Source organism: Cytobacillus sp. FSL R5-0377 (assembly GCF_038004385.1).
Classification (GTDB): Bacteria; Bacillota; Bacilli; order Bacillales; family Cytobacillaceae; genus Cytobacillus.
This window is the reverse complement of sequence record NZ_JBBORA010000001.1, coordinates 601,691-626,938: the sequence shown is the minus strand read 5'-3', so window position 1 is coordinate 626,938 and position 25,248 is coordinate 601,691. Positions and strand designations below refer to the sequence as shown.

General features: G+C 41.2%; 25 protein-coding genes and 1 pseudogene. 21 read left to right on the top strand and 5 right to left on the bottom strand.

Features of this window, described 5'->3' with window-relative positions:
• Positions 1 to 3: 3 nt before the first annotated feature.
• The 3 genes from NSQ49_RS03095 to NSQ49_RS03085 all read right to left on the bottom strand — a co-directional run bounded on the left by NSQ49_RS03095 (position 4) and on the right by NSQ49_RS03085 (position 1,132).
• A complete protein-coding gene (locus NSQ49_RS03095) occupies positions 4 to 354 on the bottom strand; it encodes a hypothetical protein (protein WP_159862738.1) in 351 nt (116 codons plus the stop codon).
• Positions 355 to 419: 65 nt separating this feature from the next.
• Positions 420 to 716 (bottom strand): hypothetical protein, encoded by a 297-nt coding sequence (locus tag NSQ49_RS03090; protein ID WP_159862739.1) that lies wholly within the window; start codon positions 714 to 716, stop codon positions 420 to 422.
• 41 nt (positions 717 to 757) lie between these two features.
• Positions 758 to 1,132, bottom strand: a complete 375-nt coding sequence (locus tag NSQ49_RS03085; protein WP_159862740.1) for a hypothetical protein — start codon at positions 1,130 to 1,132, stop codon at positions 758 to 760.
• 308 nt (positions 1,133 to 1,440) lie between these two features.
• Between NSQ49_RS03085 and NSQ49_RS03080 the strand changes: the two genes are divergently transcribed.
• The 6 genes and pseudogenes from NSQ49_RS03080 to mutL all read left to right on the top strand — a co-directional run bounded on the left by NSQ49_RS03080 (position 1,441) and on the right by mutL (position 8,977).
• Positions 1,441 to 1,986, top strand: a complete 546-nt coding sequence (locus NSQ49_RS03080) for an outer spore coat protein CotE (protein ID WP_159862760.1) — start codon at positions 1,441 to 1,443, stop codon at positions 1,984 to 1,986.
• 326 nt (positions 1,987 to 2,312) lie between these two features.
• Positions 2,313 to 2,624: pseudogene (locus NSQ49_RS03075) on the top strand (VOC family protein); the annotation flags it as partial.
• A gap of 348 nt (positions 2,625 to 2,972) precedes the next feature.
• On the top strand, positions 2,973 to 3,362 hold the full coding sequence (locus NSQ49_RS03070) for a VOC family protein (RefSeq protein WP_201306478.1): 390 nt from the start codon (positions 2,973 to 2,975) through the stop codon (positions 3,360 to 3,362).
• A 265-nt stretch (positions 3,363 to 3,627) separates the two neighbouring features.
• A complete protein-coding gene (locus NSQ49_RS03065; protein ID WP_159862742.1) occupies positions 3,628 to 4,245 on the top strand; it encodes a PH domain-containing protein in 618 nt (205 codons plus the stop codon).
• A 187-nt stretch (positions 4,246 to 4,432) separates the two neighbouring features.
• Positions 4,433 to 7,033, top strand: a complete 2,601-nt coding sequence (mutS, locus tag NSQ49_RS03060; protein ID WP_159862743.1) for a DNA mismatch repair protein MutS — start codon at positions 4,433 to 4,435, stop codon at positions 7,031 to 7,033.
• Positions 7,034 to 7,051: 18 nt separating this feature from the next.
• Complete coding sequence (gene mutL / locus NSQ49_RS03055; RefSeq protein ID WP_159862744.1) at positions 7,052 to 8,977, top strand: DNA mismatch repair endonuclease MutL; 1,926 nt, start codon at positions 7,052 to 7,054, stop codon at positions 8,975 to 8,977.
• A 211-nt stretch (positions 8,978 to 9,188) separates the two neighbouring features.
• Here the strand turns inward: mutL and mreBH are convergent, their stop codons facing one another.
• Positions 9,189 to 10,196 carry a rod-share determining protein MreBH gene (gene mreBH / locus NSQ49_RS03050; RefSeq protein ID WP_251282847.1) on the bottom strand — a complete coding sequence of 336 codons (1,008 nt, stop codon included), beginning with the start codon at positions 10,194 to 10,196 and terminating at the stop codon, positions 9,189 to 9,191.
• 274 nt (positions 10,197 to 10,470) lie between these two features.
• On the opposite strand from mreBH, the gene miaA reads away from it, so the two are divergent.
• From miaA to NSQ49_RS03030, 4 genes are all read left to right on the top strand, one after another.
• The gene (gene miaA / locus NSQ49_RS03045) at positions 10,471 to 11,433 is read left to right on the top strand and encodes a tRNA (adenosine(37)-N6)-dimethylallyltransferase MiaA (protein WP_159862746.1); all 963 of its coding nucleotides are present in this window, start codon (positions 10,471 to 10,473) and stop codon (positions 11,431 to 11,433) included.
• A 27-nt stretch (positions 11,434 to 11,460) separates the two neighbouring features.
• Positions 11,461 to 11,694 carry an RNA chaperone Hfq gene (gene hfq, locus NSQ49_RS03040; RefSeq protein WP_009330585.1) on the top strand — a complete coding sequence of 78 codons (234 nt, stop codon included), beginning with the start codon at positions 11,461 to 11,463 and terminating at the stop codon, positions 11,692 to 11,694.
• 378 nt (positions 11,695 to 12,072) lie between these two features.
• Positions 12,073 to 13,023, top strand: coding sequence for a stage V sporulation protein K (gene spoVK, locus NSQ49_RS03035; RefSeq protein WP_159866983.1), 951 nt, complete (start codon positions 12,073 to 12,075; stop codon positions 13,021 to 13,023).
• A 70-nt stretch (positions 13,024 to 13,093) separates the two neighbouring features.
• A complete protein-coding gene (locus NSQ49_RS03030; RefSeq protein WP_159866986.1) occupies positions 13,094 to 13,327 on the top strand; it encodes a glutaredoxin family protein in 234 nt (77 codons plus the stop codon).
• Between the two features lie 73 nt (positions 13,328 to 13,400).
• Here NSQ49_RS03030 and NSQ49_RS03025 read toward each other — a convergent pair whose 3' ends face one another.
• Entirely contained in the window at positions 13,401 to 14,015 is a 615-nt protein-coding gene (locus NSQ49_RS03025; RefSeq protein WP_159866989.1) for a trimeric intracellular cation channel family protein, read from the bottom strand.
• Between the two features lie 229 nt (positions 14,016 to 14,244).
• On the opposite strand from NSQ49_RS03025, the gene hflX reads away from it, so the two are divergent.
• The 11 genes from hflX to NSQ49_RS02970 all read left to right on the top strand — a co-directional run bounded on the left by hflX (position 14,245) and on the right by NSQ49_RS02970 (position 25,246).
• On the top strand, positions 14,245 to 15,501 hold the full coding sequence (gene hflX, locus NSQ49_RS03020) for a GTPase HflX (RefSeq protein WP_159866992.1): 1,257 nt from the start codon (positions 14,245 to 14,247) through the stop codon (positions 15,499 to 15,501).
• Positions 15,502 to 15,514: 13 nt separating this feature from the next.
• On the top strand, positions 15,515 to 16,786 hold the full coding sequence (locus NSQ49_RS03015; protein WP_159866995.1) for a methionine gamma-lyase family protein: 1,272 nt from the start codon (positions 15,515 to 15,517) through the stop codon (positions 16,784 to 16,786).
• Between the two features lie 187 nt (positions 16,787 to 16,973).
• A complete protein-coding gene (locus NSQ49_RS03010; protein WP_159866998.1) occupies positions 16,974 to 17,381 on the top strand; it encodes a MerR family transcriptional regulator in 408 nt (135 codons plus the stop codon).
• Between the two features lie 101 nt (positions 17,382 to 17,482).
• Entirely contained in the window at positions 17,483 to 18,817 is a 1,335-nt protein-coding gene (gene glnA, locus NSQ49_RS03005; RefSeq protein WP_159867001.1) for a type I glutamate--ammonia ligase, read from the top strand.
• 233 nt (positions 18,818 to 19,050) lie between these two features.
• Positions 19,051 to 19,656, top strand: coding sequence for a hypothetical protein (locus NSQ49_RS03000; RefSeq protein ID WP_159867004.1), 606 nt, complete (start codon positions 19,051 to 19,053; stop codon positions 19,654 to 19,656).
• On the top strand, positions 19,604 to 19,924 hold the full coding sequence (locus NSQ49_RS02995; RefSeq protein ID WP_159867007.1) for a hypothetical protein: 321 nt from the start codon (positions 19,604 to 19,606) through the stop codon (positions 19,922 to 19,924). Before NSQ49_RS03000 ends, NSQ49_RS02995 begins: the two co-directional genes overlap by 53 nt.
• Before the next feature lie 84 nt (positions 19,925 to 20,008).
• Positions 20,009 to 21,007: a LacI family DNA-binding transcriptional regulator gene (locus tag NSQ49_RS02990; RefSeq protein ID WP_159867010.1), complete on the top strand. Its 999-nt coding sequence runs from the start codon at positions 20,009 to 20,011 to the stop codon at positions 21,005 to 21,007.
• A 330-nt stretch (positions 21,008 to 21,337) separates the two neighbouring features.
• A complete protein-coding gene (locus NSQ49_RS02985) occupies positions 21,338 to 21,928 on the top strand; it encodes a KpsF/GutQ family sugar-phosphate isomerase (RefSeq protein ID WP_159867013.1) in 591 nt (196 codons plus the stop codon).
• A 20-nt stretch (positions 21,929 to 21,948) separates the two neighbouring features.
• Positions 21,949 to 22,875 (top strand): ribokinase, encoded by a 927-nt coding sequence (gene rbsK, locus NSQ49_RS02980; protein WP_159867016.1) that lies wholly within the window; start codon positions 21,949 to 21,951, stop codon positions 22,873 to 22,875.
• Positions 22,876 to 23,009: 134 nt separating this feature from the next.
• Positions 23,010 to 24,281 carry an ABC transporter substrate-binding protein gene (locus tag NSQ49_RS02975; protein WP_251282848.1) on the top strand — a complete coding sequence of 424 codons (1,272 nt, stop codon included), beginning with the start codon at positions 23,010 to 23,012 and terminating at the stop codon, positions 24,279 to 24,281.
• 80 nt (positions 24,282 to 24,361) lie between these two features.
• On the top strand, positions 24,362 to 25,246 hold the full coding sequence (locus NSQ49_RS02970) for a carbohydrate ABC transporter permease (protein ID WP_159867022.1): 885 nt from the start codon (positions 24,362 to 24,364) through the stop codon (positions 25,244 to 25,246).
• Positions 25,247 to 25,248: the final 2 nt, after the last annotated feature.

Genomic DNA, 25,248 nt, shown 5'->3' with positions numbered 1-25,248 from the left:
CATTTATTGGTTTCGCAATAGTTCTACTGCTTTTAAAAATTCTTTTCTATACTCCTGCTGTTCAATAAGCGCAGCATTTAACGTCGACAGCAAGGATTGATTGAGCATTTTCGTTCCTGAATCATCAGACTTTTTGTCCAAAAAGTTAAGAAGGAAAGTATATACAAGCAGCAATGTCGAGTAATTGTCCACATATGTCAGATTAATAGCCCGTCCGCCCTTTCCGCCGGCAGCATGGTTATTGATCGAGGGTATCCCGGCTTCTGCAGCCATATCAATAAACTCCTTTGGAATACCCAGCTGCTTAAGGACTTCCGGATCCAGATCGAGCTTTTGCATACTTTGACTTAGCATGGTACTCCCTCCCTTCTTTTTGGACATTTTAATACTCTGCATAGAAAATAATGCTTTATCTTTAATTAAGCTTTGTTGCTTTGCTGCTGAGTTGTGGTGTTAACAGAAATAGCTGTGGAGTCTCCTCCATTAGCAACATTATATTGAGCTGAAAGAATTGGAATGTTGATCAGTGCAGCGTTAACGGCAAATCCTCCACCAGAAATCGGCAATTGGCCGTTTAGGTTTGTTTGTGGAAGGTTTGCTTGTGCAGCGAAAGTAAAAGCTTCCGCTTCATTGCCGCTGTCTGCTCCATTTACAGCTCCTCCGCTTGGCAATACGCTATTGTCATTCTCGTTATTGTCATAGCATCTTGATAGCATAGTTTTCACCTCCTTCAATTGATTGAAGTGGCTTATCCAGATTATGAATCTTTCTTCATCATGTCGGAAAGATCTAAATCCAGAAGTTTTTTACCGTTTACAGATAGTTTTACCTGTTTATAATCCTCGGATGTTTCCACAACAGGCAGCAGATTTTTTAATGCAGGAATCATGTTCCCGATCCCGGAGGAATTTTTTGCGAAGAGTCCTTCTAAGTTTTTCAACGGCTTGAAAGCTTCCATTAGATCTCCTTTTAACTCTTCAGACTGAATTTTTTCTAATCCTTTTGTATAAAATCCGCCCAATGATTCAGTGAATTTGGCAACCATTTGTTCTGCATATTGTTTTGCCTCTTCCCCTGTCAGCTCTTTTCCATTGATAGAAACTTTATAGCTGGAGTTCTCCTTGTCTGCCATTCCTGTTCACCTCCTTATCGATAGTTTATTATATTGATTCATTAGCCAAGCTGTCTCCGCTGGTGTAATAGGACAAACGTGCATTTTTATATTAATTACCTAATTATGAGTAAAGCCTTTTACTTAAGGAAGGCATCTATACTTATTTAATTCTCCCCCGGGATTTGTACTGATCGGAACATTCGCCCGCTTCCGGCATACTATAAATCATGCCAATACTTTTGCCTAACATTCATAAAAATTATCGCACACTAGTCTAATATCCCGCATAGGATGAATTGAAAATGAATGAGGAGGGTTCGCTCGCAATGGGAGATTACAGAGAGATTATAACGAAAGCGGTCGTTGCGAAAGGACGAAAATTCACACAGTCCAATCATACGATCTGCCCGTCACACCATCCGTCAAGCATACTTGGCTGCTGGATCATAAACCATACGTACGAGGCGAAAAAAGCTGGAAAAACAGTGGAAATCTGCGGCCATTATGACATTAACGTTTGGTACTCTTATAACAATAATACAAAAACCGAAGTTGTTACCGAACGGGTTGAGTATAAAGATGTCATTAAATTGAAGTACCGTGATCCGGACTGTTTGGATGACCATGATGTCATCGCCCGTGTTCTGCAGCAGCCGAGCTGCTGTGAAGCTGTTATTTCTCCAAACGGCAACAAAATCATCGTCACAGTGGAAAGGGAGTTCATGGTTGAGGTAATCGGCGAAACAAAAGTTTGTGTAGCTGTTTACCCAGACAAGTGCGAATGTGATGATGACGATTGGGGACTTGATGTGGAAGATGAAGAGTTCGAGGATTTAAATCCTGACTTTCTGGTGGGAACTGAAGAAGAGTAATGACAAACTAGGAGGTTTTGCTTCCTAGTTTTTCTTTTGATATTTCGGTGTTTTCGCAGGGGGCGGCTGGCTGCAGCGGGCCAACCCGGAAGACGCAGAGCCTCGAGGCTATTCAACGCCCGCCCTGCGGTTCGCTAAGCGGCCAGGAGGAGAAATCAGCCTGCAGCATTGCTGGGCCTGGTACAACAATTTATAGAAAGGGTTCTTATATTCTCGTACTATTAAAATCAAGCGAAATAACGACAGAAGCTTCCATCTTTAGTCTGAGCCTTTATAAAGAGCATTTCCTTAGAATGGAGCTATAAGATGTAAAGGGGAGAGGCTAAATGCAAATTTTTCAAGTGAATTTAAAATGCCATGATATTCACAGAATGAAAGATTTTTATACAAATGTTCTGGAGATGGAGCTGCTGACAGAAACTGAAAGTTATTTTACGATTATGGCGGGCACAACAAAACTGCTTTTTGAGAAAGGTGACTCGATTCCCATTTATCATGTATGCTTCCGGACAAATGCCGAATACTTTGATCACATGTTCCAGAAATTAGGAGCTGAAAGTGTGCTGCTTCCAAACCAGAAAGGCGAATACAGTATGTTTTGGAAAGGCAAGCAGGCATATTTTGTCGATCCGGACGGGAATATTCTGGAGATGCTGGAGCGTCCTTTTGAGGGAACAAAAAAGGATTGGTTCCAATGGCATGACGTCGGAGAGGTTGGTTTTCCTGTTAAGGATGTCTCTGCAATGGAGCAGGAGTTAGATCAGTTCCTGAAAAATGAACAGATGGATTCCAGTGAGACGTTTGCCTTTTACGGGGACAGAAAAGGGGTTTTTGTCCTTGTGAAAGAGGGCCGGAATTGGTATCCAACTGAAAGGGCTGCCGTAATTTCTCCTATTAAAATATTTGCTTCAGGGCCAAGAGATGACAGATTTAAGCATAAGGATTATCCATACGAATTGATTGTGAGAAAAGAATGGGAAGGGGGCATCCCGGCAGTGCAGTTTCGTATTGCACGTCCGACAAATCAGCTTGATAAACTTATTGCCTTTTACGAAAAGGGACTGGGACTGAGAAGAGTCGGCGAGTTTTGGAATCATGAGGACTATGATGGGGTCATGATTGGTTTGCCTGACAGCCGGTATCATCTTGAATTTACACAATCCAAGGAAAAAATGGAGCTTCCGCAGCCGACAAAGGAGCATCTTTTAGTCTTTTATGTAGCAGATCGTTTTGAGCGTGATAAAATCGCCGAAAGGCTTGCTGCTTTAGGGTTTTTGGAAACAGAACCGGAAAATCCATATTGGGGCAGAGGAGGAATAACAATAGCAGATCCAGATGGATGGCAGATAGTATTGATGAATACCCCGGGTATATAAAGCTTCCGGCTCTTAAGGCTGTTTTTGCAAGGCTTGCTGCATTTTTCATAACTTAGTATAATTTCCTGCGAAAGGTGTGAGTCCTCTCAGGCCAAGCCGAGGAGGCTAGCTATTACTCTCCGCAGGTTCGCTGCGTGCCTGCAGCAAAAATCAACAGACTAAATTAAACAAGAAACAACAAACTTGGAAAAACGTAGAGCTATCGCTTTCCTGCATATGTTAAAATAGCAAAGTAATAAAATGAATGCAGAAAGGTTGAGAGTTTATGTTTAAAAAGGTTGCCTCTGATGTGCTGGGATTAAGCGATGTGGGGAGCGTTATCCAACCGGCTGACTATGACAAAGTTGATGCTGACGATTATGTCCTGCACGAAGATAATGAGAAAATTTACTTCCTAATAAAGTCCAAATCCGATGAGTACTGCTTTACGAATAAGGCGCTTATACATCTGGATGGCACAAGTGCTGTCAGTAAAAAACGAACTCTAAAGCGCTATAGCTACCGTGAATACAGCATTTCAAATGTGATGCTCGAAACAGCTGGTACAGTTGATTTAGATGTGGAAATCAAATTTGTGATCGGCTCTCAGGCATTCTCGATCGACGTACATAAAAAGCATATCGAAGAATTGAAAGATTTGTACAAAGCTCTGATCCGCATTTCCGAGATTTGCCGGGAGAATGAAGTTTCCATGGAATATGCTGAAAAAAGCCTAAATCTGGCATCAGGCACGATTGGACGTTCAGTATCCAATCAGGATGCCAATGTAGTGGACAATTTCCGTGTTTTAAACGAAACAGCCTTCAACTGGCTGATGAACAGCCGCAAGAAATACAATGTTAAAGACTTCGGCTATGTGTTTGAAAAATACATTAATAATTGAGAATCCTGGCAGCTCTCCATTGGGGAGCTGCTGTTTTTTAGGCTTAATAATCTATACGAATTAGCCAAGGCAAATATTGCACATCTGAGTCAGCTAATAATCTATGATATAATGATTAAGACGTTTTTTAGAGGAATCTTCTAAAAAAATGATAAAAATAATAGATTATGGATCGTTGGAGGAAGTTATGGCAGCAGCTTACACGCCTATGATACAGCAATATTTACGAGTAAAGGCAGAATATCAGGATGCCTTTTTATTTTTTCGCCTTGGCGACTTTTACGAAATGTTTTTTGATGATGCACTTAAAGCATCACAAGAGCTTGAAATCACATTAACCAGCCGCGAGGGAGGCACGGAAGAACGGATTCCCATGTGCGGAGTGCCATATCATTCTGCACCGGTTTATATTGAGCAATTAATTGAAAAAGGATACAAAGTTGCAATCTGCGAGCAAACGGAAGACCCAAGACAGGCAAAAGGGGTTGTGAAGCGGGAAGTCGTTCAGCTGATCACCCCTGGAACCATGATGGAAGGCAAAGGTCTTCAGGAAAAAGAAAACAACTACATTGCATCAATTTCTGCTTTTGAAGATGAAACCTTTGGATTTGCCACCAATGATTTAACTACAGGTGAGACGAAGGTAACGATGCTAAGCAGCGGTTTTGATGAAGTTTTGAATGAGCTGTCTATGTCAGGAGCTAAAGAGGTAGTCATCTCATCAGGCTTTGACGGGGAATGGCAGAGGAGAATGAAAGAACGCTCTGTTATGGCGATTTCATTTGAGGATGATTGCGGAGTGCGAGACTCATTTGAAGGACTTCTTGCTGATTTAAATCAGGACAAGCTAAGGAGAACATCATCCAGGCTGATTAATTACTTGTACCGCACGCAGAAAAGAAGTCTGGATCATCTGCAAAAAGTGGCAACTTATCAAGTAAATCAATACATGAAAATCGATTATTTTTCGAAAAAGAATCTGGAGCTCACAGAGACCATCCGCAGCAAAGGCAAGAAGGGCTCGCTATTGTGGCTTCTTGATGAAACAAAGACGGCCATGGGAGGGCGTCTATTAAAGCAATGGATCGACAGGCCGCTTATCGATGAACAGGAAATCAAGCGTCGCCATTCATTGGTTGAAACGCTGATAGGTTCTTTCTTTGAACGCGAAGAAATCCGGGAAAAGCTGAAGGAAGTTTATGATCTGGAACGGCTTGCAGGACGAGTTGCTTTTGGAAATGTGAATGCCCGTGACCTGGTGCAGCTTAAGAAGTCGCTTCAGCAGATACCCATTTTAAAAGAAATGGTTTCAAAGCTTCCAAATGATGAAGCATTAAGGCTAGCTGAGCGCCTGGATGCCTGTGAGGAAGTAACAGATACATTGGAAAGTGCCATAATGGAAAATCCGCCGCTGTCTTTGAAGGATGGAAACATTATTCAGGACGGCTATCATGAAGAGCTGGATAAATATCGTGATGCCAGCCGCAACGGCAAGACCTGGATTGCCCTGCTTGAGAAGCAGGAACGTGAAAAAACAGGCATTAAATCTTTGAAAATCGGTTTTAATCGTGTGTTTGGCTATTATATCGAAGTAACCCGAGCCAATCTGCACCTTCTTCAGGAAGGGCAATATGAGCGCAAGCAGACCCTTACGAATGCGGAACGATTTATTACACCGGAATTGAAGGAAAAAGAGGCACTCATACTGGAAGCACAGGAGAAGTGTGTGGAGCTTGAGTATGAATTATTTACTAATGTCCGCGAATACGTAAAAGAATATATACCCAGATTGCAAAAGCTGGCGAAAACGGTTAGTGAGCTGGATGTTCTTCAATGCTTCGCCGCTGTCAGCGAACAGAGACATTATACAAAACCAAGCTTTTCAAATGAAAGACGGGTTTATATTAAAGACGGCCGTCATCCAGTCGTTGAAAAGGTGCTGAACGCACAGGAATATGTGCCAAACGATTGTCATATGGATGCGGACAGGGAAATGCTGCTGATTACAGGACCGAATATGTCCGGTAAAAGTACGTATATGCGTCAAATTGCACTTACAGCAATTTTAGCCCAAATCGGATGCTATGTGCCCGCTGATGAAGCAGTGCTTCCTATTTTCGACCAGGTATTTACGAGAATTGGAGCTGCTGATGACCTTATTTCGGGGCAGAGTACCTTCATGGTAGAGATGCTCGAAGCGAGAAATGCAATTGTGAATGCCACTCAGAATAGCTTAATTTTATTTGATGAAATCGGGCGGGGAACATCCACTTATGATGGAATGGCATTGGCACAGGCAATCATTGAATATATACACAACCGGATTGGTGCGAAAACTTTGTTTTCCACTCACTACCATGAATTAACCGTGCTTGAAGAAGAACTCCAAAAAGTGAAAAATATCCATGTCAGCGCAGTCGAGCAAAATGGCCGGGTCGTGTTCCTTCATAAAATTAAGGAAGGAGCAGCAGATAAAAGTTATGGTATCCATGTGGCCCAGCTTGCAGAGCTGCCGAATGAACTGATTGTAAGGGCAAATGAAATTTTAACAGGGCTGGAATCAAACGACACTCATCCCGTGAAAAAAGAGGTTACTGCTGCAGAAAATATTGCAGAGCCACAAGCCCAATTATCCTTCTTTGAGGATTCTGAAGATCTAAAGAAACCTGTAACAAGCTCTAAAGAAAAGAAGTTCCTTGATAAAGTCAGAGCGCTGGATATCTTGGATATGACGCCAATGCAGGCATTAAATACATTATATGAGCTGCATAAGAAACTTAAGAATTAATAAATAGGGGGTGACGAGATGGGGAAAATCATTCAGCTTGATGATTCTCTTTCAAATAAGATTGCTGCCGGCGAGGTGGTGGAGCGGCCTGCATCAGTGGTAAAGGAACTGATGGAGAACTCAATTGATGCCGGAAGCACGATTATTGAAATTGAAGTGGAAGAAGCAGGGCTGGCTAAAATTCGTATTATTGATAATGGTGATGGCATTGAGGAAGATGATGTTCTGAGTGCCTTTCATCGCCATGCTACCAGCAAAATAAAAGACGAAAATGACCTTTTCCGCATCCGCACGCTCGGGTTCCGCGGCGAGGCATTGCCCAGTATTGCGTCGGTTTCCAGAATTGAGATGAAAACTTCCACAGGCGATGCCGGCACACGCGTAGTCATTGAAGGCGGAAAAGTGGACGTGATGGAAAAGGCACCCGGCAGAAAAGGGACAGACCTCACTGTAACAGATTTATTTTTCAATACACCGGCTCGGCTCAAGTATATGAAAACGATTCACACAGAGCTTGGCAATATTACAGATGTGGTTAACAGGCTGGCGCTTGCCCATCCGGAGGTGGCCATCCGCCTGATCCACAATGAGCGGAAGCTTCTGCAGACGAACGGAAACGGGGATGTCCGGCAGGTCCTGGCAGCTATTTATGGGATTAATATCGTGAAAAAGATGGTGCGGATTGAAGCAAGCTCACTGGATTTTAAGATCAGCGGGTATGCGGCACTGCCGGAGATTACAAGAGCGTCAAGAAACTACATTTCTACCATGATTAACGGCCGCTTTATCAAAAATTACTCATTGGCCAAAGCCATTCAAGATGGATATCATACCTTGCTGCCAATTGGACGCTACCCGATTGTCCTGCTGAATATAGAAATGGATCCGCTCCTTGTCGATGTTAACGTCCATCCTTCGAAAATGGAGGTACGCTTAAGCAAGGAGCATGAATTAAATGATTTGGTATCTGGTGCTTTAAAAAATGCATTTAAGAAAGAGGAACTGATTCCTTCCGGATTTACACAGCCGAAGAGCCTAAAGCCCAAATCGGAACAGACTGCTCTAGAACTGGATCATTTGCCGGAGCAGCAGGAAAATAAGCCTTCCTCCTTTGTCCGGGAAACGAGGGAGGAGGTTGTCCGGCAATATCCGATAGATGCAGTTCCCCAATTTAAACAAAGCCATTATGCTGAGCCGTCAGGAGAAGAAACAGCTGAAAAGCAGGGTGCTCCTTCTATTGGTTTAAGCAATTCAGCTGAAAAATCATCTGATGAAGATCAGCATTTATTCCAGCCGGAAGAGCCAAGAGCTGCCGGGCTGGGTCAATTTTTTGCAGAGACGCCCACAATTGAGGAGCCATCGCGGGTGCCCCCGCTTTATCCAATCGGACAAATGCATGGAACGTATATTTTTGCACAGAATGACCGGGGCCTTTATATCATTGACCAGCATGCTGCACAGGAGCGGATTAAGTACGAGTATTTCAGGGAGAAGGTCGGACAGGTTGAAAGCGAATTGCAAGAGATGCTCCTTCCGCTGACATTTGAATACTCAACTGATGATTATATAAAAATAGATGAATACAAAAGTGAACTTGAAAAAGTGGGAGTGTTTTTAGAGCCGTTCGGACATAACAGTTTTATCGTACGCTCCCACCCGCAATGGCTGCCTAAAGGCGAAGAACAGGAAATCATCGAGGATATGATTGAACAGCTCTTAGCTATGAAGAGAGTAGATATTAAAAAGCTGCGAGAGGAAGCTGCCATTATGATGAGCTGTAAGGCTTCCATTAAGGCGAATCATCATCTGCGCAATGATGAAATTCAGGCGCTGCTTGATGAATTGAGAAGGTCCTCTGATCCGTTCACATGCCCGCATGGACGGCCAATCATCATTCATTACTCTATTTATGAGATGGAGAAAATGTTTAAGAGGGTAATGTAGAAAATAGACGCTGAACCAGATTGGTTCGGCGTCTATTTAGTTATAAACGATAATTATATTATGTAAACTAGATGTCTTCAATCGCATAATTATTATCTTAAAAACCTGAATATCTCCGATTAAATTCGTTTTTACGTATAAATATCAAATTGCCGCTCTTAACTAATAAAAGAAAAGCATCCACTTTACAAAGTAGATGCTTTTTTACTGCTTATCTTACTGCCGTATGCAGCTTATCAATAAATTTAAGGGCTTTTCCTGTTCCAACTGCTACTGATTCAAGCGGGCTTGGGGCAAGGTGAACAGGCACCACAATTTCATGTGAAAGCCATTCCTGCATGCCATTTAAAAGGGCACCGCCTCCAGAAAGGATTACACCGCGGTCTACGATGTCTCCGCTAAGTTCAGCCGGGCTGTCCTCTAGGGTTGCACGGATTGCTTCGAGAATATGAAGCAATGATTCTTTAATAGCATCGCGGATTTCATAGGATGACAATGTAATAGTCTTAGGCAGGCCGGTAACGAGGTCGCGGCCGCGCACTTCCATTGTCAGTTCTTCATGATCAATCAGAGCGTAGCCGATTTCCATTTTAATATGCTCGGCTGTTCTTTCTCCTATAAGTACATTGTACTCTTTACGGACATATTGAATAATGTCATCGTCAAGTCTGTCTCCGCCAATCCGGATTGAATTGCAGGCAACAACACCGCCAAATGAAATGATTGCCACTTCAGTTGAACCCCCGCCAATATCAACAACCACGTTGGCAACAGGCTCATCAACAGGCATGCCTGAACCAATTGCTGCTGCTACAGGCTCTTCAATCAAATGGACTTTCTTCGCTCCAGCATTGCGTACAGCATCTTGGATGGCTCTTCTTTCAACACTGGTTGAACCAGATGGCGTACATACAACGACATTTGGCTTTCTGATGGCAAATCCAACTGATTTCGATGCTTTTCGCATAACCTGGCGAAGCATTTCAGTTGTTGTGTCATAGTCGGCAATAACCCCGTCTTTTAGCGGACGGATGGCAACGATGCGGCCTGGTGTTTTTCCGATCATCTCTTTTGCTTCTTTACCAACAGCTAACACTTTTTTCGTTTCTGTATCAATTGCTACTACTGAAGGTTCATTGAGGATAATGCCTTTTGTTTTGCTGTATACAAGAATATTAGCAGTTCCTAAGTCTATTCCAATTTCAGATGTATTTAACATGAATTCTTCACCTATTTTCAAATTTATATTGTCACAATATAACCTTCTAATAAATTAACATGATTTTGGGGGTTAGCCTTTATTTGTTATGGAATCGTTAATAAAATGTAATTTTATAAGAAAATTTTAGGAAAATTGTCGAATAGGAAAGAGAAAACTTGTTTATAATGCATAAATGTTCTGTTTTTATGAAAAGAATGGTAAGATGATACCTGAAAAATTTTCCTGCTATATGGTAGGATTAAATTAAGATGGCAGTAAAGGCAGTGAACAGATGAGTGAAAAAGAAAAGCTTGCGGTGCTGATTGGCCCTACAGCTGTTGGTAAAACAAAAATGAGCATTCTTCTGGCAAAAAGATTTAATGCGGAAGTCATTAGCGGAGATTCAATGCAGATATATAAAAGCATGGATATCGGCACGGCCAAAATTAAAGAAGAAGAAATGGCCGGGATTCCGCATCATCTCATCGATATCAAAAATCCTGAAGATCCATTTTCGGCAGCCGAATTTCAGGAACTGGTCCGAAGCAAAATCACAGAGATTACTTCTCGCGGCAAACTTCCAATGATTGTTGGGGGGACGGGATTGTATATTCAATCTGTTATTTATGATTACCAATTTTCTGATGCGCCTTCAAATGAGGAATTTAGGAAAACATTGGAGAAGCGCGCCGAAAGGGAAGGGAACACAGAACTTTATAAGGAGCTTTTGGACATAGACCCTGAAAGCGCGGAAAAAATTCACCCCAATAACATTCGCAGAGTGATCAGGGCGCTGGAAATTTACCATTGCACAGGAAAAAAGATGTCCCAGTATCAGGAGCAACAGGATCCGGCTCTTCTTTATGATGCGGCGCTGATTGGGTTAACGATGAATCGGGAAACTTTATATGACCGCATTAACCAGAGAGTCGAGATCATGATGCAGGAAGGCTTGCTGGAAGAGGTGAGAGCCCTGTATGATCAGGACTTAAAAGATTGCCAGTCCATACAGGCCATCGGGTATAAAGAGCTGTATGAATACTTTAATGGGCATGTCTCACTGGAGGATGCGGTTGAAAATCTTAAGCAAAATTCAAGAAGATATGCAAAAAGGCAGCTAACATGGTTTCGAAACAAGATGAATGTGGAATGGTTTGATATGTCCGATACAGCCGACCCTCATGAGTTTGAAAAAAAATTCGCTGAAATTTCTGCTCATATTGAAGGAAAGCTGAAAATAAAATCGAATACATAATGATAGAGATAAAAGAGGAGGATTATAATGAAATCAGCAATCAATATTCAAGACCAGGTACTCAATCAGCTTCGCAAGGATAATATTAATTGTACTGTATTTTTGTTGAATGGATTCCAGATTAGAGGCCAAATTAAAGGCTTTGATAATTTTACAGTATTATTCGAATCAGAAGGGAAACAGCAGCTTGTTTATAAGCATGCCATTTCTACCTTCGTTCCACAGCGCAATGTTCAGCTGGATATGGAAAACCAGCAATAATATAACTGCAAGAAAAGCCCGCTTCGACTGAAGCGGGCTATTTTCTTATGCAAAGACAAATATTTTTAATGAAATGGATGATGGCTGAATACATATAGATATGAGAATTTATGCGGATATGAGGGGAAGACAATTGGCGGGCTTGTTCCCCATGTACTGGCTGTAAATGCCTGTTCTCCGCATACTCCAAAAGCGGAGAAAAACCCGTTATTTCTCGGGAAACCGCATGAACTGACACTCCTGCATTGATTCTTGTTGAAAAGGGCGGGACTTTGTCGCATTTTAGCCTAATTACCGTATACTCGGGGATCATATAGGCTTTTGTCACAACAAATACTTCTGTGCGTATACTGTGCTAAGAATGTGAGGTGATAGCTTTTGGACCAGCCGATTCGCTTGAAAAATAACGGACAGATCAGCATCGTTCTCAATTCACAAAAGCGTAAAACATACACAAAAGAGCTTCCCGAATCCCAAGCGGCTCCAAAAGTCATTCCGGCTGAGCATACAGCTCTCAAAGAAATTGAAGAAGAACTTGGCGCTCTTGTGGGAATGGAAGAAATGAAGAAAATGATCAAGGAGATTTATGCCTGGATTTATGTGAATAAGAAGCGGGAAGAGGCCGGCCTCAAAGCTGGAAAGCAAGCATTGCATATGATGTTCAAAGGGAATCCCGGTACAGGTAAAACAACTGTTGCCCGTTTAATAGGCAAGCTTTTTCAAAAAATGAATGTGCTGTCAAAAGGACATTTGATTGAAGCGGAGCGGGCCGACCTTGTCGGTGAATACATTGGACATACAGCCCAAAAAACAAGGGATCTGGTTAAAAAAGCGATAGGCGGAATTCTGTTTATCGACGAAGCATACTCGTTAGGCAGAGGGGGAGAGAAAGATTTTGGAAAGGAAGCCATTGACACTCTCGTCAAGCATATGGAGGATCGGCAGCATGAATTTATACTGATTCTTGCAGGCTATTCCAGAGAAATGAATCATTTCCTGACCTTGAACCCGGGGCTTCATTCCCGTTTTCCCCTTGTTATTGACTTCCCTGATTACTCGATAGAGCAGCTGATGGAAATTGGTCAGAGGATGCTAAAGGAAAGGGAGTATACTTTAAGTCACGAATCCGAAAAGAAGCTGAGGGAGCACTTGCACTTTGTAAAAAACAATTTAAGCCCAAACAGCTTTTCGAACGGGCGTTATATCAGAAACATCCTTGAAAAATCTATCAGGGCACAGGCCATGCGCCTGTTACTGCAAAATAGCTATGACAAACATGATTTAATGACCATCAGGAGCAATGATTTGGTGTTTCAAGAAACCGATTAAGGGGATATTGTAATTAAAAGGCAGTGTCAAGACACATTGGCATTGTTTTTTACTGGAGGAGGAATGTAAAATGAATGAAATTACGGTTTATACTACGAATACTTGTCCGTACTGTACGATGGTTAAGAATTTCCTGGATCAGCAGGGGCTGGAGTATAAAGAGGTTAATGTCCAAAATGACCAGAGGGAGGCACAAAAACTGGTTGAAACCACCGGACAAATGGGAGTGCCTCAAGTTTATGTGAATGGAAAATGGGTCATTGGCTTTGATCCTAACACGATTATGGCGAATGTAAAGCAATAATAAGTGGCCTGCTCAGGATTGAGCAGGTCTTTTTAATTAAGAGATAGCCTTCTTCAATATGAAAAGCACCGGCTTACGCCGATGCCTTTGTCCCCAGTCTCTTAACGGGCAGCTTCCAATTATATGTGTAAGATAAAACCCGCAAAGCGGTAATGATAATAAACAAAGTATAAAGTTCAAACGGCTCTGAAGCGATGTCGAGTCCTACTGCGAAACCGCAAAGGATTGCCCAGACAGCATAAATTTCAGATCGCAATACCAGCGGTTTTCTTCTTGCAAGAAGATCGCGGACTATTCCCCCGCCGCTTCCGGTCAATACAGCTGCTACAATAACAGCGCTTAAAGGATGATTCATTTCCGTTGCGTAAAGGGCTCCTTGGATGGCAAACGCGGATAACCCGATTGCGTCAGTGAAATTGCCCCATTTTTGCCAGTGTTTGAGCAGGTTGTTAGGGAACAGCATTACTGCTGTGATGGATAGAAGGGCAATTTGGAAAAATAACCCCTGTTCCCAAAGGGCGGAGACAGGAACGCCTATTAGCAGGTTTCGGATGGCCCCGCCGCCAAAAGCAGTAACAATCCCGAGTATATAAACGCCCAGAATGTCATATTCTTCTTCCATGGCTACAATTGCACCGCTGACAGCAAAGGCAATAGTGCCAATCATACTTAAAACTTCCCATGTCATATGCCATTTCTCCTCATGATGCAAATCTCTAAATCTATTTTTGTCCAAATTAATTACAAACGTCAATTCTTTCCAAACAATATGATTTTAACATGGAAAAGAAGAATTACAACCTTTTTTTGCATTTTAATTGAAAGGTTCAAAGCCTTTGGCTAGCGGAGAAAATTAGTATTTGACCATGTTTTTTGATATGATCAATTAAAATAAGAATTTGAAAGAGGGATGCTGGTTGGAAAATAAGCCAGATTATGAAAAAGTCATTCTTGTCGGCTGTCATACTGAAGAAGATGATCAGCGGTTTGAATATTCAATGGAAGAATTGGAATCCTTAACCGAGACTGCCAATGGTAAAGTTTTAGCTATGGTTACGCAAAAAAGGGACCGGGTTCATCCATCTACATATATAGGAAAAGGAAAAGTGGAGGAACTGGCTGCTCTTCAGGAAGAAATGGAAGCAGATCTTATCATTTTTAACGATGAGCTTTCACCAAGCCAGGTTAGAAACCTATCTGCAGAGCTGGATGCACGGATCATTGACCGGACACAGCTGATATTAGATATTTTTGCTCAGAGGGCGCGCTCTAAAGAAGGGAAACTGCAGGTTGAATTAGCCCAATTGCAGTATTTGCTGCCCCGCCTTTCAGGTCAGGGTATCCAGCTTTCAAGACTTGGAGGGGGAATTGGAACAAGGGGACCGGGTGAGACCAAGCTGGAATCAGACCGCCGGCATATCCGCCGCCGTATTGATGATATTAAGACCCAGCTTTCCGTTATCGTGCAGCACCGGGATAGATACCGTGAACGGAGAAAGAAAAACAAAGCATTCCAAATTGCACTTGTCGGCTATACAAACGCTGGGAAGTCCACAATTTTCAACAGGTTGTCTGAAGCTGACTCTTATGAAGAGAATCAACTGTTTGCCACACTTGACCCAATGACCCGCAAGCTGATTTTGCCAAGCGGGTTCATTACACTTGTGACTGATACAGTCGGATTTATTCAGGATTTGCCGACTACATTGATTGCGGCTTTCCGGTCCACCCTGGAAGAAGTAAAGGAAGCAGATCTCCTTCTCCATGTAGTCGATATGTCCAATCCGGATTATTACCAGCATGAGCAGACAGTCAATAAACTAATAGAAGATTTGGAAAACGATAAAATACCGCAGCTGACGGTATATAATAAGAGAGATCTTAGGCATCCTGATTTTGTCCCGACCGCCAGGACAGAAACGATTCAGATCAGCGCTTTTGAAGAAAATGACCGAAATGAGCTGAAAAGGAAAATTGAGCAGATAATCCTGGGGATGATGAAGCCTTACCATGTTGAAGTGCCGTCGACAGAAGGAAAACTGCTGTCACAGCTTAAGAATGAAACCATCCTGAGGGAATTAACTTTTAATGAAGACAAAGAACTCTATATATGCAAGGGTTATTATCTCGAAGACCATCAAATTTCAGGGCCTTTAACGAAATATACTGTATAGTTAGGAGAACAACATGTTTCAACAGTTATCACAAGGAGAAAAGCTGCAGCCGATAGTAAAAGAAGTGGAGCAGCAAATTTCAGGGGTATTTAAGAACATTGAAGAGCGGATTGATGAGAACCAATTCCGGGTATTGAAGAGCTTTCAAAATTTCAAAGTCAGCGATTCTCATTTTATGCCATCAACCGGCTACGGTTATGATGACATCGGCAGGGATACATTGGAAAACATATATGCAGAAGTATTCGGCGGTGAGGCCGGATTAGTGCGCCCTCAGATTATATCAGGCACCCATGCCATTTCCATTGCACTCTTTGGCGTATTGCGGCCGGGTGATGAATTGCTGTACATAACAGGCAAGCCGTATGACACACTTGAAGAAATCGTGGGAATTCGGGGAACAGGCAACGGCTCGCTGAAAGAGTTCGGGATTGGATACAATAGCATCCCGCTGAATGAAGATGGGGGCATAAATTATCCTGCAATTGAAAAAGCCATCAAGCCCAGCACGAAAATGATCGGCATTCAGCGCTCTAAAGGATACGCAACAAGACCATCTTTCACAATTGAACAAATTGAAGAAATGATTAAGTTTGTAAAGGAAATTAAGCCGGATGCGGTTATTTTTGTTGACAATTGTTATGGGGAGTTTGTAGAGGACAGAGAGCCGTGCCATGTTGGGGCAGATTTGATGGCCGGGTCGCTGATTAAGAATCCTGGCGGCGGCATTGCAAAGACTGGCGGATATATTGTCGGAAGGAAAAAATGGGTGGAAGCCTGCTCTTACAGGATGACTTCCCCGGGAATTGGTGCAGAAGCGGGTGCGTCCCTATATAGCCTTCAGGAAATGTATCAGGGCTTTTTTCTTGCTCCGCACGTTGTCGGCCAGGCACTGAAAGGGGCGGTTTTTACAGCAGCTCTGCTTGAAAAGCTTGGAATGAACTCCAATCCAAAATGGGACCGTAAAAGAACTGATTTAATCCAATCTGTCCAATTCGATGATAAAGAAAAAATGGTTGCCTTTTGCCAGGCGATTCAGTTTGCATCACCGGTTAATTCCCATGTAACAGCCTACCCTGCATACATGCCGGGATATGAAGATGATGTCATCATGGCAGCCGGCACTTTTATCCAGGGTGCAAGCATTGAGCTGACTGCAGACGGTCCGATCAGGCCTCCCTACGTAGCCTATGTACAGGGCGGTCTTACTTATTCGCATGTAAAAATGGCTGTATGCATTGCGCTAAACCAATTGCTGGAAAAGGGTTTAGTTCAAATAAATTAGGTAAATATAAGAGGGACAGCTGCTTAGTCAGTTGTCCCTTTCTTTTGCTTAACTGAGAATTATATGAAAATATGAAAGGCAAAAATTTTTTGAAAAAATCATGTCATAAAACCTAACATATGATTGACATATTTTCTTACATTACATATAATAAGATCAAGAAGTAATTGAAAAGGGGGAGAAATAGTTGACTGGAAGCGAGATTCGACGTTCCATGCCGCTTTTCCCAATTGGTACTGTCATGCAGCTGACTGACCTGACTGCCAGGCAGATTCGCTACTATGAAGAACACCAATTGATTTCTCCAGCAAGAACTGACGGAAATAGAAGGCTTTTTTCCTTAAATGACATCGATGTCCTTTTGGAAATCAAAGATTTAATAGATCAAGGCGTAAATATGGCCGGGATCAAGCAGCTATTTTTCGTTAAAGAACAGCAAGCTCTAACTGAAACGATGAATAAGCAATCTGAAAAAGCGAGGCGCGATCTTTCGGATGAAGAAATCCGGAAACTTCTTCGCAAGGAAATTGTGCAGGCAGGACGTTTTAATCGTTCTTCATCCCGTCAGGGCAACATGCACCGCTTTTTCCATTAAAAATTCCGTTTTTAAGCTCGTTGATAATGTCTTGGATCTCTTGCAAGCACCAACAGAGCAAAAAATAAATCACTTATGTAAATTTAAGGGAGGAACTACCAGTGGCCAAGTTTACTAAAGAAGATATTAAACGTATTGCAGAAGAGGAGAATGTGAAATTTGTCCGTTTACAGTTTACGGATATCCTTGGAACAATTAAGAACGTGGAAATTCCAATTAGCCAGCTTGAAAAAGCGCTTGATAACAAAATGATGTTTGATGGATCTTCAATTGAAGGATTCGTCCGCATTGAAGAATCAGACATGAATCTATATCCAGACCTTGATACTTGGGTAGTATTCCCTTGGACTGCGGAAAAAGGTAAAGTAGCACGTCTAATCTGTGATATCTATAATCCGGATGGCACTCCATTCCTTGGCGATCCGCGAAGCAACCTAAAACGCATCCTTAAAGAAATGGAAGACCTTGGATATACTGATTTTAACTTAGGACCTGAACCGGAGTTCTTCCTTTTTAAGCTTGACCAAGCAGGAGAACCAACTCTTGAATTGAATGACAATGGCGGATACTTCGACCTTGCTCCAACTGATCTTGGGGAAAACTGCCGCCGTGATATCGTACTTGAGCTGGAAGAAATGGGCTTTGAAATTGAAGCTTCCCACCATGAAGTTGCGCCTGGGCAGCACGAAATTGACTTCAAATATGCTGATGCTTTAACAGCTTGTGACCAAATTCAAACATTCAAGCTTGTTGTAAAAACAATTGCCCGCAAGCACGGTTTACATGCGACATTCATGCCGAAGCCTTTATTCGGTGTCAGCGGATCCGGAATGCACTGCAATGTTTCACTATTCAAGGATGGCAAAAATGCATTCTTCAATGAAACCGGTGACCTTCAGCTAAGTGATGATGCCCGCCACTTTATTGCTGGAATTGTGAATCATGCAACTGCATTTACAGCAGTGACCAACCCTATCGTTAACTCATACAAGCGTCTGGTTCCAGGCTATGAAGCACCTTGCTATGTTGCCTGGTCTGCTCAAAACCGTTCACCTCTCATCCGTATTCCTGCTTCCCGCGGAGTAAGTACACGTGTTGAGGTGCGCAGCGTTGACCCAGCAGCGAACCCATACCTTGCGATGGCCGTATTATTAAAAGCTGGCCTGGACGGTATCAAAAATAAAATGACTCCTCCAGCTCCAGTGGATCGCAATATCTATGTGATGACAAAAGAAGAGCGCGAGGAAGAGGGAATCAAGGATCTGCCGCCTACATTGGCTGCAGCTCTTGAAGAACTAAAGAGAGATGAAGTAATTGTTTCTGCTCTTGGAGACCACATTTTCGAACACTTCATTGAAGCGAAAGAAATCGAATGGGATATGTTCCGTACGCAAGTGCATCCATGGGAGCGCGAGCAGTACTTGAGCATGTATTAATACTATCAACCCCAACCCTTGATACCATTGGTATCGAGGGTTTTCTTATGTTCGGACATAGTAAAGCCTACGAAAAAGACGTGAAGTAATTGTTGATATTAACAGATATAAGGTTTATATTTAATGTGTAATCGTTTACATATAAAATGTAAAATTTTGGAAAAAGGTAATCATTCTCCAACACATCATCAAATTCCCGCTAAATCGAGGGAGCAGAAAAGGGGGCAGCTAGTTTGAAAAAAATCGGAATACTAAAGCTAGGGACGATTCCACAAATCGTTAATGTAGCAATTGATCAAGTAGTTCATAGGTTCGAAAGGCAAAACGATTATGTTGTAACCGGAATTCAAGAAGATGCCCAAAAAGAAGCTAATATAGAACACCTGAGTTTTAACGGACAGGAACAAGCGAAAAGGCTTTGTTCAATCTCAAATTCTGCTTGGAAGAGGCACGGGGCCAGCATGGTAAACAATCTAGATATTTTGTTTGTATTTTATAATGAAAAGGAGTTAGCAGAATTCAATTTCGAGTTGCTGACAAAGAAATCTGTTTGCCGTGTACTTTTGATTCCCATAAACCTGTTTGATTCCCAGGAATCAAATCTTTATCAGTTAGGGTTTGATTCTGCTATAAATGAAGTAGTAAAAAGCATATATAAGGTCAAAGACACAGCCGGTTCCTTACTATTATCAAAAAAAAGGTTATTCCTTATTGAGATTCCTGGAGAAAAAGCTGGAGTATTTATAAAAGCTGCAGCAAAAGCGCTTGAATGTGAATATTTGGCCGATGAAAAAAAACGAATTCCACCGGATTACAAGGAACATAGCCGAGAAATATGAAGATGGATATAACTATGCGCTTTTGTTATTTAATGGGACAATTAAAGAAGAAAACATAAAGAATCATATATATGCAGAATTAAACGTAGATTTCCGTTCTGTTATGATTGAAGAAGGACAATGCATCGGGGGGAATCCGACTGTTATTGATCGGGTGTATGCAATTGAATTAGGGGAAAAAATGGCCAACTGGGCAGATTCTACAGGCCAACTTCATACTGTTCGTTTGGAAAAGATCGAACAAATTAAATTCGGACTCGCTCATTAGAATGCTCTTTAACAAGTTTACATATATTTATAGATTTTTTGCAAAAAGCAATTCTCCTAGAAAATAAATTGGAAGTGAGTTAGGTTGAATAATGCAACAATCAAGGATATCGCAAAAGAATTAAATATTTCGACGGCAACTGTATCCAGGGTACTAAATAATAGTGGTTATGCAAGCGATGAGGTTAAGAAAAAAGTACTGGAAACGGCCAAAAGATTAAATTATCGGCCTAATGCCATTGCAAGGAGCTTAAAGAAACATCAAACGAATACGATTGGCATTATTGTTCCTGATATTTCCAACCCCTTTTTTATGAAAGTATCCAGAGGGATTGAGGACATTGTTCATAAAAATGGCTATCATTTAATTTTTGCAAGTGCGGATGAAAATCCTAAAAAAGAAAGAGAAATGCTGCAAGTTTTATATGAAAAAAGGGTGGATGCCCTAGTACTTGCTACGTCTGGTGAAAATGAGGACTATATAAAAAAAATAAAAAGTGCGGGGATTCCCATTATCCTGGTAGATAGAAAAATAAATAACGAAACATTAGGCTTAGATTATGTGGTTGAAGATAACATTCAGGGGGCATATGAGTTAACCAGATATATAATTAAGCATGGACACACTCGAATTGGAGTCGTAAATGGTTCCTTAACCGTTAGTACAGGCTGGGAACGTTTTGAAGGATGTAAAATGGCTTTGAAGGAAAATGGGATTGATTTAAATTCAGCATATACTTTTAATGGAGATTTTACCAAAGAGGGGGGATTCAAGGCTGCGGATTATTTTTTGAATTTGCCAGAAGTACCCACTTCCATCCTTTCATTTAATAATACGATGACTTTTGGGATTCTGCTCAGGCTATCTCAAAATGGGATGTCCAATTATAAAAATCTGATTATCGCATCGTATGGTGAAAATGAAGCAGATCAATTAATCAAAATACCCAAGATTATTAGCATCAAACAATCACCATATGAAATGGGGCTACGAACGGGAGAAATATTGCTGAAAAGATTGCTCAACAATGTTGAAGCCCCAATTTTTGAGACGATCACCCCAGCTCTAAACAGCCCTGTCTAAAAAGGAAGCGAATTTTTCGCTTCCAGTCATCATGAAAAATTCAAAAAATTATAAAAATAGTATTGCATTTATTTGATTTTTTTTATAAACTCTATGTAAACGATTACACAGTTCTGTATATTTTTTTACATTAATGTTTTACCGGTAAAGTAATTTTTGATGATTACAGATGGTCTTATTGATTAGCTGAGGTAATTTTTATTTGTTAAATGTGTAAACGATTACACCTAATTTCCAGATGAAAAATTAATTTTTTAGCAATGTGTAAACGTTTACATATTGTAATGCAAGTGTTTTTAGAAAATAGCTTCAAGGGAAAGGGGTTAGTTTATGAATATATTGGAGCAAATTAAAAGGGTTATAGAAACAGAGGCTTCATCTATTTCAGCATTATCTGATCAAATAGGTCTGAATTTTGAAGAGGCAATAAATTTACTTAGCAGCTGTGAAGGAAAGGTGATTGTCAGCGGGGTGGGCAAATCCGGCCATATCGGCAAAAAGATTGCTGCTTCACTGGCTAGTACCGGAACACCGGCATTCTTTGTGCATAGTACAGAAGGGCTCCACGGTGACTTAGGAATGATTCAGCAAAAAGATGTTGTCATTTTAATTTCTAATAGCGGTGAAACTTCTGAAGTAATTAGTCTTATTCCTTCATTAATGAAGATTGGCTGCAGAACAATTGCGATTACATCCAAGCCTGGATCATCACTTGCACAATTCTGTGATGTTTCCCTAACCTACCAATACGCAGGCGAAGCTGATCATCTTGGATTAGCTCCGACTACAAGCTCTACTATTACATTAGTGATTGGTGATGCACTAGCTGTAGCATTATCAATGTCTAAAAGCTTTAAAAAGGAAGATTTTCATTTGTACCATCCTGGCGGCAGCTTAGGGAAGAAATTATCGAATAAATAACCTTAAAGGATGTAGATTGTATGGGGATTTTAGTGATTGGAAGTTTTATGATGGATTTAGTCGTAAGGACCGGCCGTTTTCCGCAAAATGGTGAAACTGTAATTGGTTCAAACTTTTCGAAATTTCCAGGTGGAAAAGGAGCCAATCAAGCTGTCGCAGCAGCAAGACTTGGAGCGGATGTTACCATGGCCGGGAAAGTGGGATCAGATCCATTTGGTGATGAATTTATTGTAACTTTAAAAAATGAAGGAATTAATACGGAAAACATCTTATGTGATTCTAAATATCCTACAGGAGTCGGTTCCATAACCCTGGAGGAAAGCGGAAACAATCGAATTGTTGTCGTTCCAGGAGCAAATTTACATTATGACTTACAAGAATTGAATCGTATAAAAGGACTTATTCAAAATGCTGAGCTATTAATAGTCCAGCTTGAAATGGACCTCAGCATGATTGAGCAAGCTGTTGCTTATGCCTCTGGGGTGCAAGTGCCTGTTATTCTCAATCCAGCCCCGGCCCAAAAACTAAGCGAGAGATTACTTGAAAAAGTAACTTATTTGACTCCGAATGAAACAGAGGTTGAAATTCTTACCGGCATTAAGATCTTGACTTTGGAAGATGCAGAGATTGCCGGGAAGGTTCTTTTGGATAAGGGTGTTCAAAACGTAGTGATTACACTTGCAGAAAAAGGGTCGTTAATTGTCAATAAAAATGACATTATTCATATTCCCAGCTATAAAGTTCAGCCCGTAGATACGGTTGCGGCAGGAGATGCATTTAATGGTGCGCTTGCAGTAGGGATTGTCAATAAGAAACCATTGCAGGAGGCGGTTGAATTCGCCAATGCTGTCGGTGCATTAGCTGTAACAAGAGAAGGTGCCATCCCATCTCTGCCAAATAAAGCTGAGGTCGAGAATTTTCTGATCCATCAAAATGGTAATCAGTGATTCATAAAGTCAATTAATTTAGCAGAAAGTGTTTAAGCAATTCTATGGAAAGGGGGAGGTCTTTACATAAAAAAATCATGTGTAATCGTTTTCAAAATATCTGTTAAAATACTAGTACAGAGGGGGCCAATTATATGAAATTCTGGAAGCCGTTATTGATTTTCAGTCTTGTGTTATTACTAGTTTTTCAAGCAGGATGCAGTACACAACCTTCTTCCGGAGATGGAAAATCCGATGGTGCGGTAACACTGGAATTTTGGGATTTTCACACAGAGGCTGAAAAGAAATTTTTTGAAGATCTAGTTAAAGAGTACAATGACTCACATAAAGAAAAAGTAAAAATTAAGTACACTGCCTTTAACCAGAGTGATTATACAACAACAAAGTTACCTGTAGCGTTTGCAAACGAAGAGGGGCCAGACATTTTCATGGTAAGCCCTGGAGACTTTACGAAGTATGCACAATCAGGAATTATGGCTGATTTAAATCCATATTTTCCGGATGGAGCAAAGGAAGATTTCCTTCCAGCTGCCATTGATGCAGTAACCTATGACAATAAAGTACTTGCATTGCCATATGAACTAGAATTACTTGGACTCTATTACAATAAAAAAATGCTGGCAGATGCAGGTGTACAAGTACCGAAAACGTGGGATGAATTACAAGCTGCAGCTAAAAAGTTAACAACCGATAAAGTTGCTGGCCTTGTACTGCCAACAGATAAAGGTCCTTACCTTAACTTCATTTGGTATCCTTTTTTATGGCAGCAGGGCGGTAATGTTTTAAATGAAGAGGGAATAAAATCTACTTTTAATTCACCTGAAACAGCAAAAGCATTGGACTATTGGGGATCTTTCTTCCAAGATGGTTCTGCACCGTCCAAATTACAATATGGTCCATGGGATGCTGCTAATATAGGGACAGGTTCAGCAGCTATGACTATTGCTGGCACATGGGCGGTTCCTGTATTGGAAAAGGAGTATAAAGATATAGAATTCGGTCTTGCGCCAATTCCAACTCCAGAAGGCGGAAAACCGGCAACGGCTGCAGGTGGCTGGAAAATGGCCGTAAATTCAAAAAGTGAGAATGTAGATGAAGCGGCTAAATTTATTATGTGGTGTTTTGCTGAAGATAAGTCCCGTCCGTTAAAATGGGCAACTGAAATTAAATTTGCATATCCACCTCGTCAATCCGTAGTTGAAGAGGGACAGCAAATTTATAATAAGGGGTTGCGTAAAGTTTTTACAGAAGAAATCTATGATTCTGCTATTCCAGAACCCCGTTATGGACCTGAAGTAGTAGATGCAGTGGGAGAAGCCATGCAGAAGGTCATGTTTGGAAATGCAAAAGGCAAGGATGCGGCTAAAGAGGCAGACAAGAAAATTGAAGAAGCACTGAAAAAATAATAATGGGAAGTTCGGAGGGCTTTCATAAAGCTTTCCGGACTTCTTATCCTAAACCTCGATTTTGCCGAGGAGGCATGAACATGAAATTGAAAGGCTTAACAAACAGGAGAAAAGAAGCATTAACAGCATATGGTTTTTTATTGCCCAATCTTCTAGGGCTGACTGTATTTATTTTTGTGCCAATGGTATATGCATTTTATGTAAGTCTGCATGAGTGGAATGCGCTAAGTCCAAAGGTGTTTATAGGATTTGAAAATTACGAAAAGTTAGCTTCGGACAAAGATTGGTGGAAGTCTGTTTACAGGACTCTTATTTTTACCATAATTTATGTTCCGTTATTGGTTGGCTTATCACTGTTTTTCGCAGTCATGATGAATACTATTAAGCGAAAATATGAAGGATTGGCAAGGACAATGTTTTTACTTCCATTCGCGATCACATCTGTCATATCTGCTGTTATCTGGATGTTCTTATATGATCCTCGCAGTGGATTCATTAACCAGCTTCTTGATCTTTTAGGGATTCCAAATCAGCAATTTTTGGGATCAACAAGCCAAGCAATGGTGTCCGTTATCGTGGTAATCCTGTGGATAAATCTCGGATATAATATGATGATTTTCCTTGCATCAATTAAGGAGATTCCAAATGATTACTATGAGGCTGCCCAGATTGATGGAGCTACGGGATGGAAGGCATTTAAGAGCATTACGCTGCCATTATTGAAACCTACCACGATATTTATACTTATAGTTACAACAATTGGATCCTTTCAGGTATTTGACCAAATCATGGTTATGACAAAGGGAGGGCCGGCAAATTCAACGATGGTTAGTGTGCTATATATTTATAAGCAAGCCTTTGAATTTTTAAATATGGGTTACGCTTCTGCATTGGCTGTTGTATTGTTCTTAATTATTTTCGTGCTTTCACTTGCTCAGTTAAGGGTCTATACCGATAAAGATTAGGA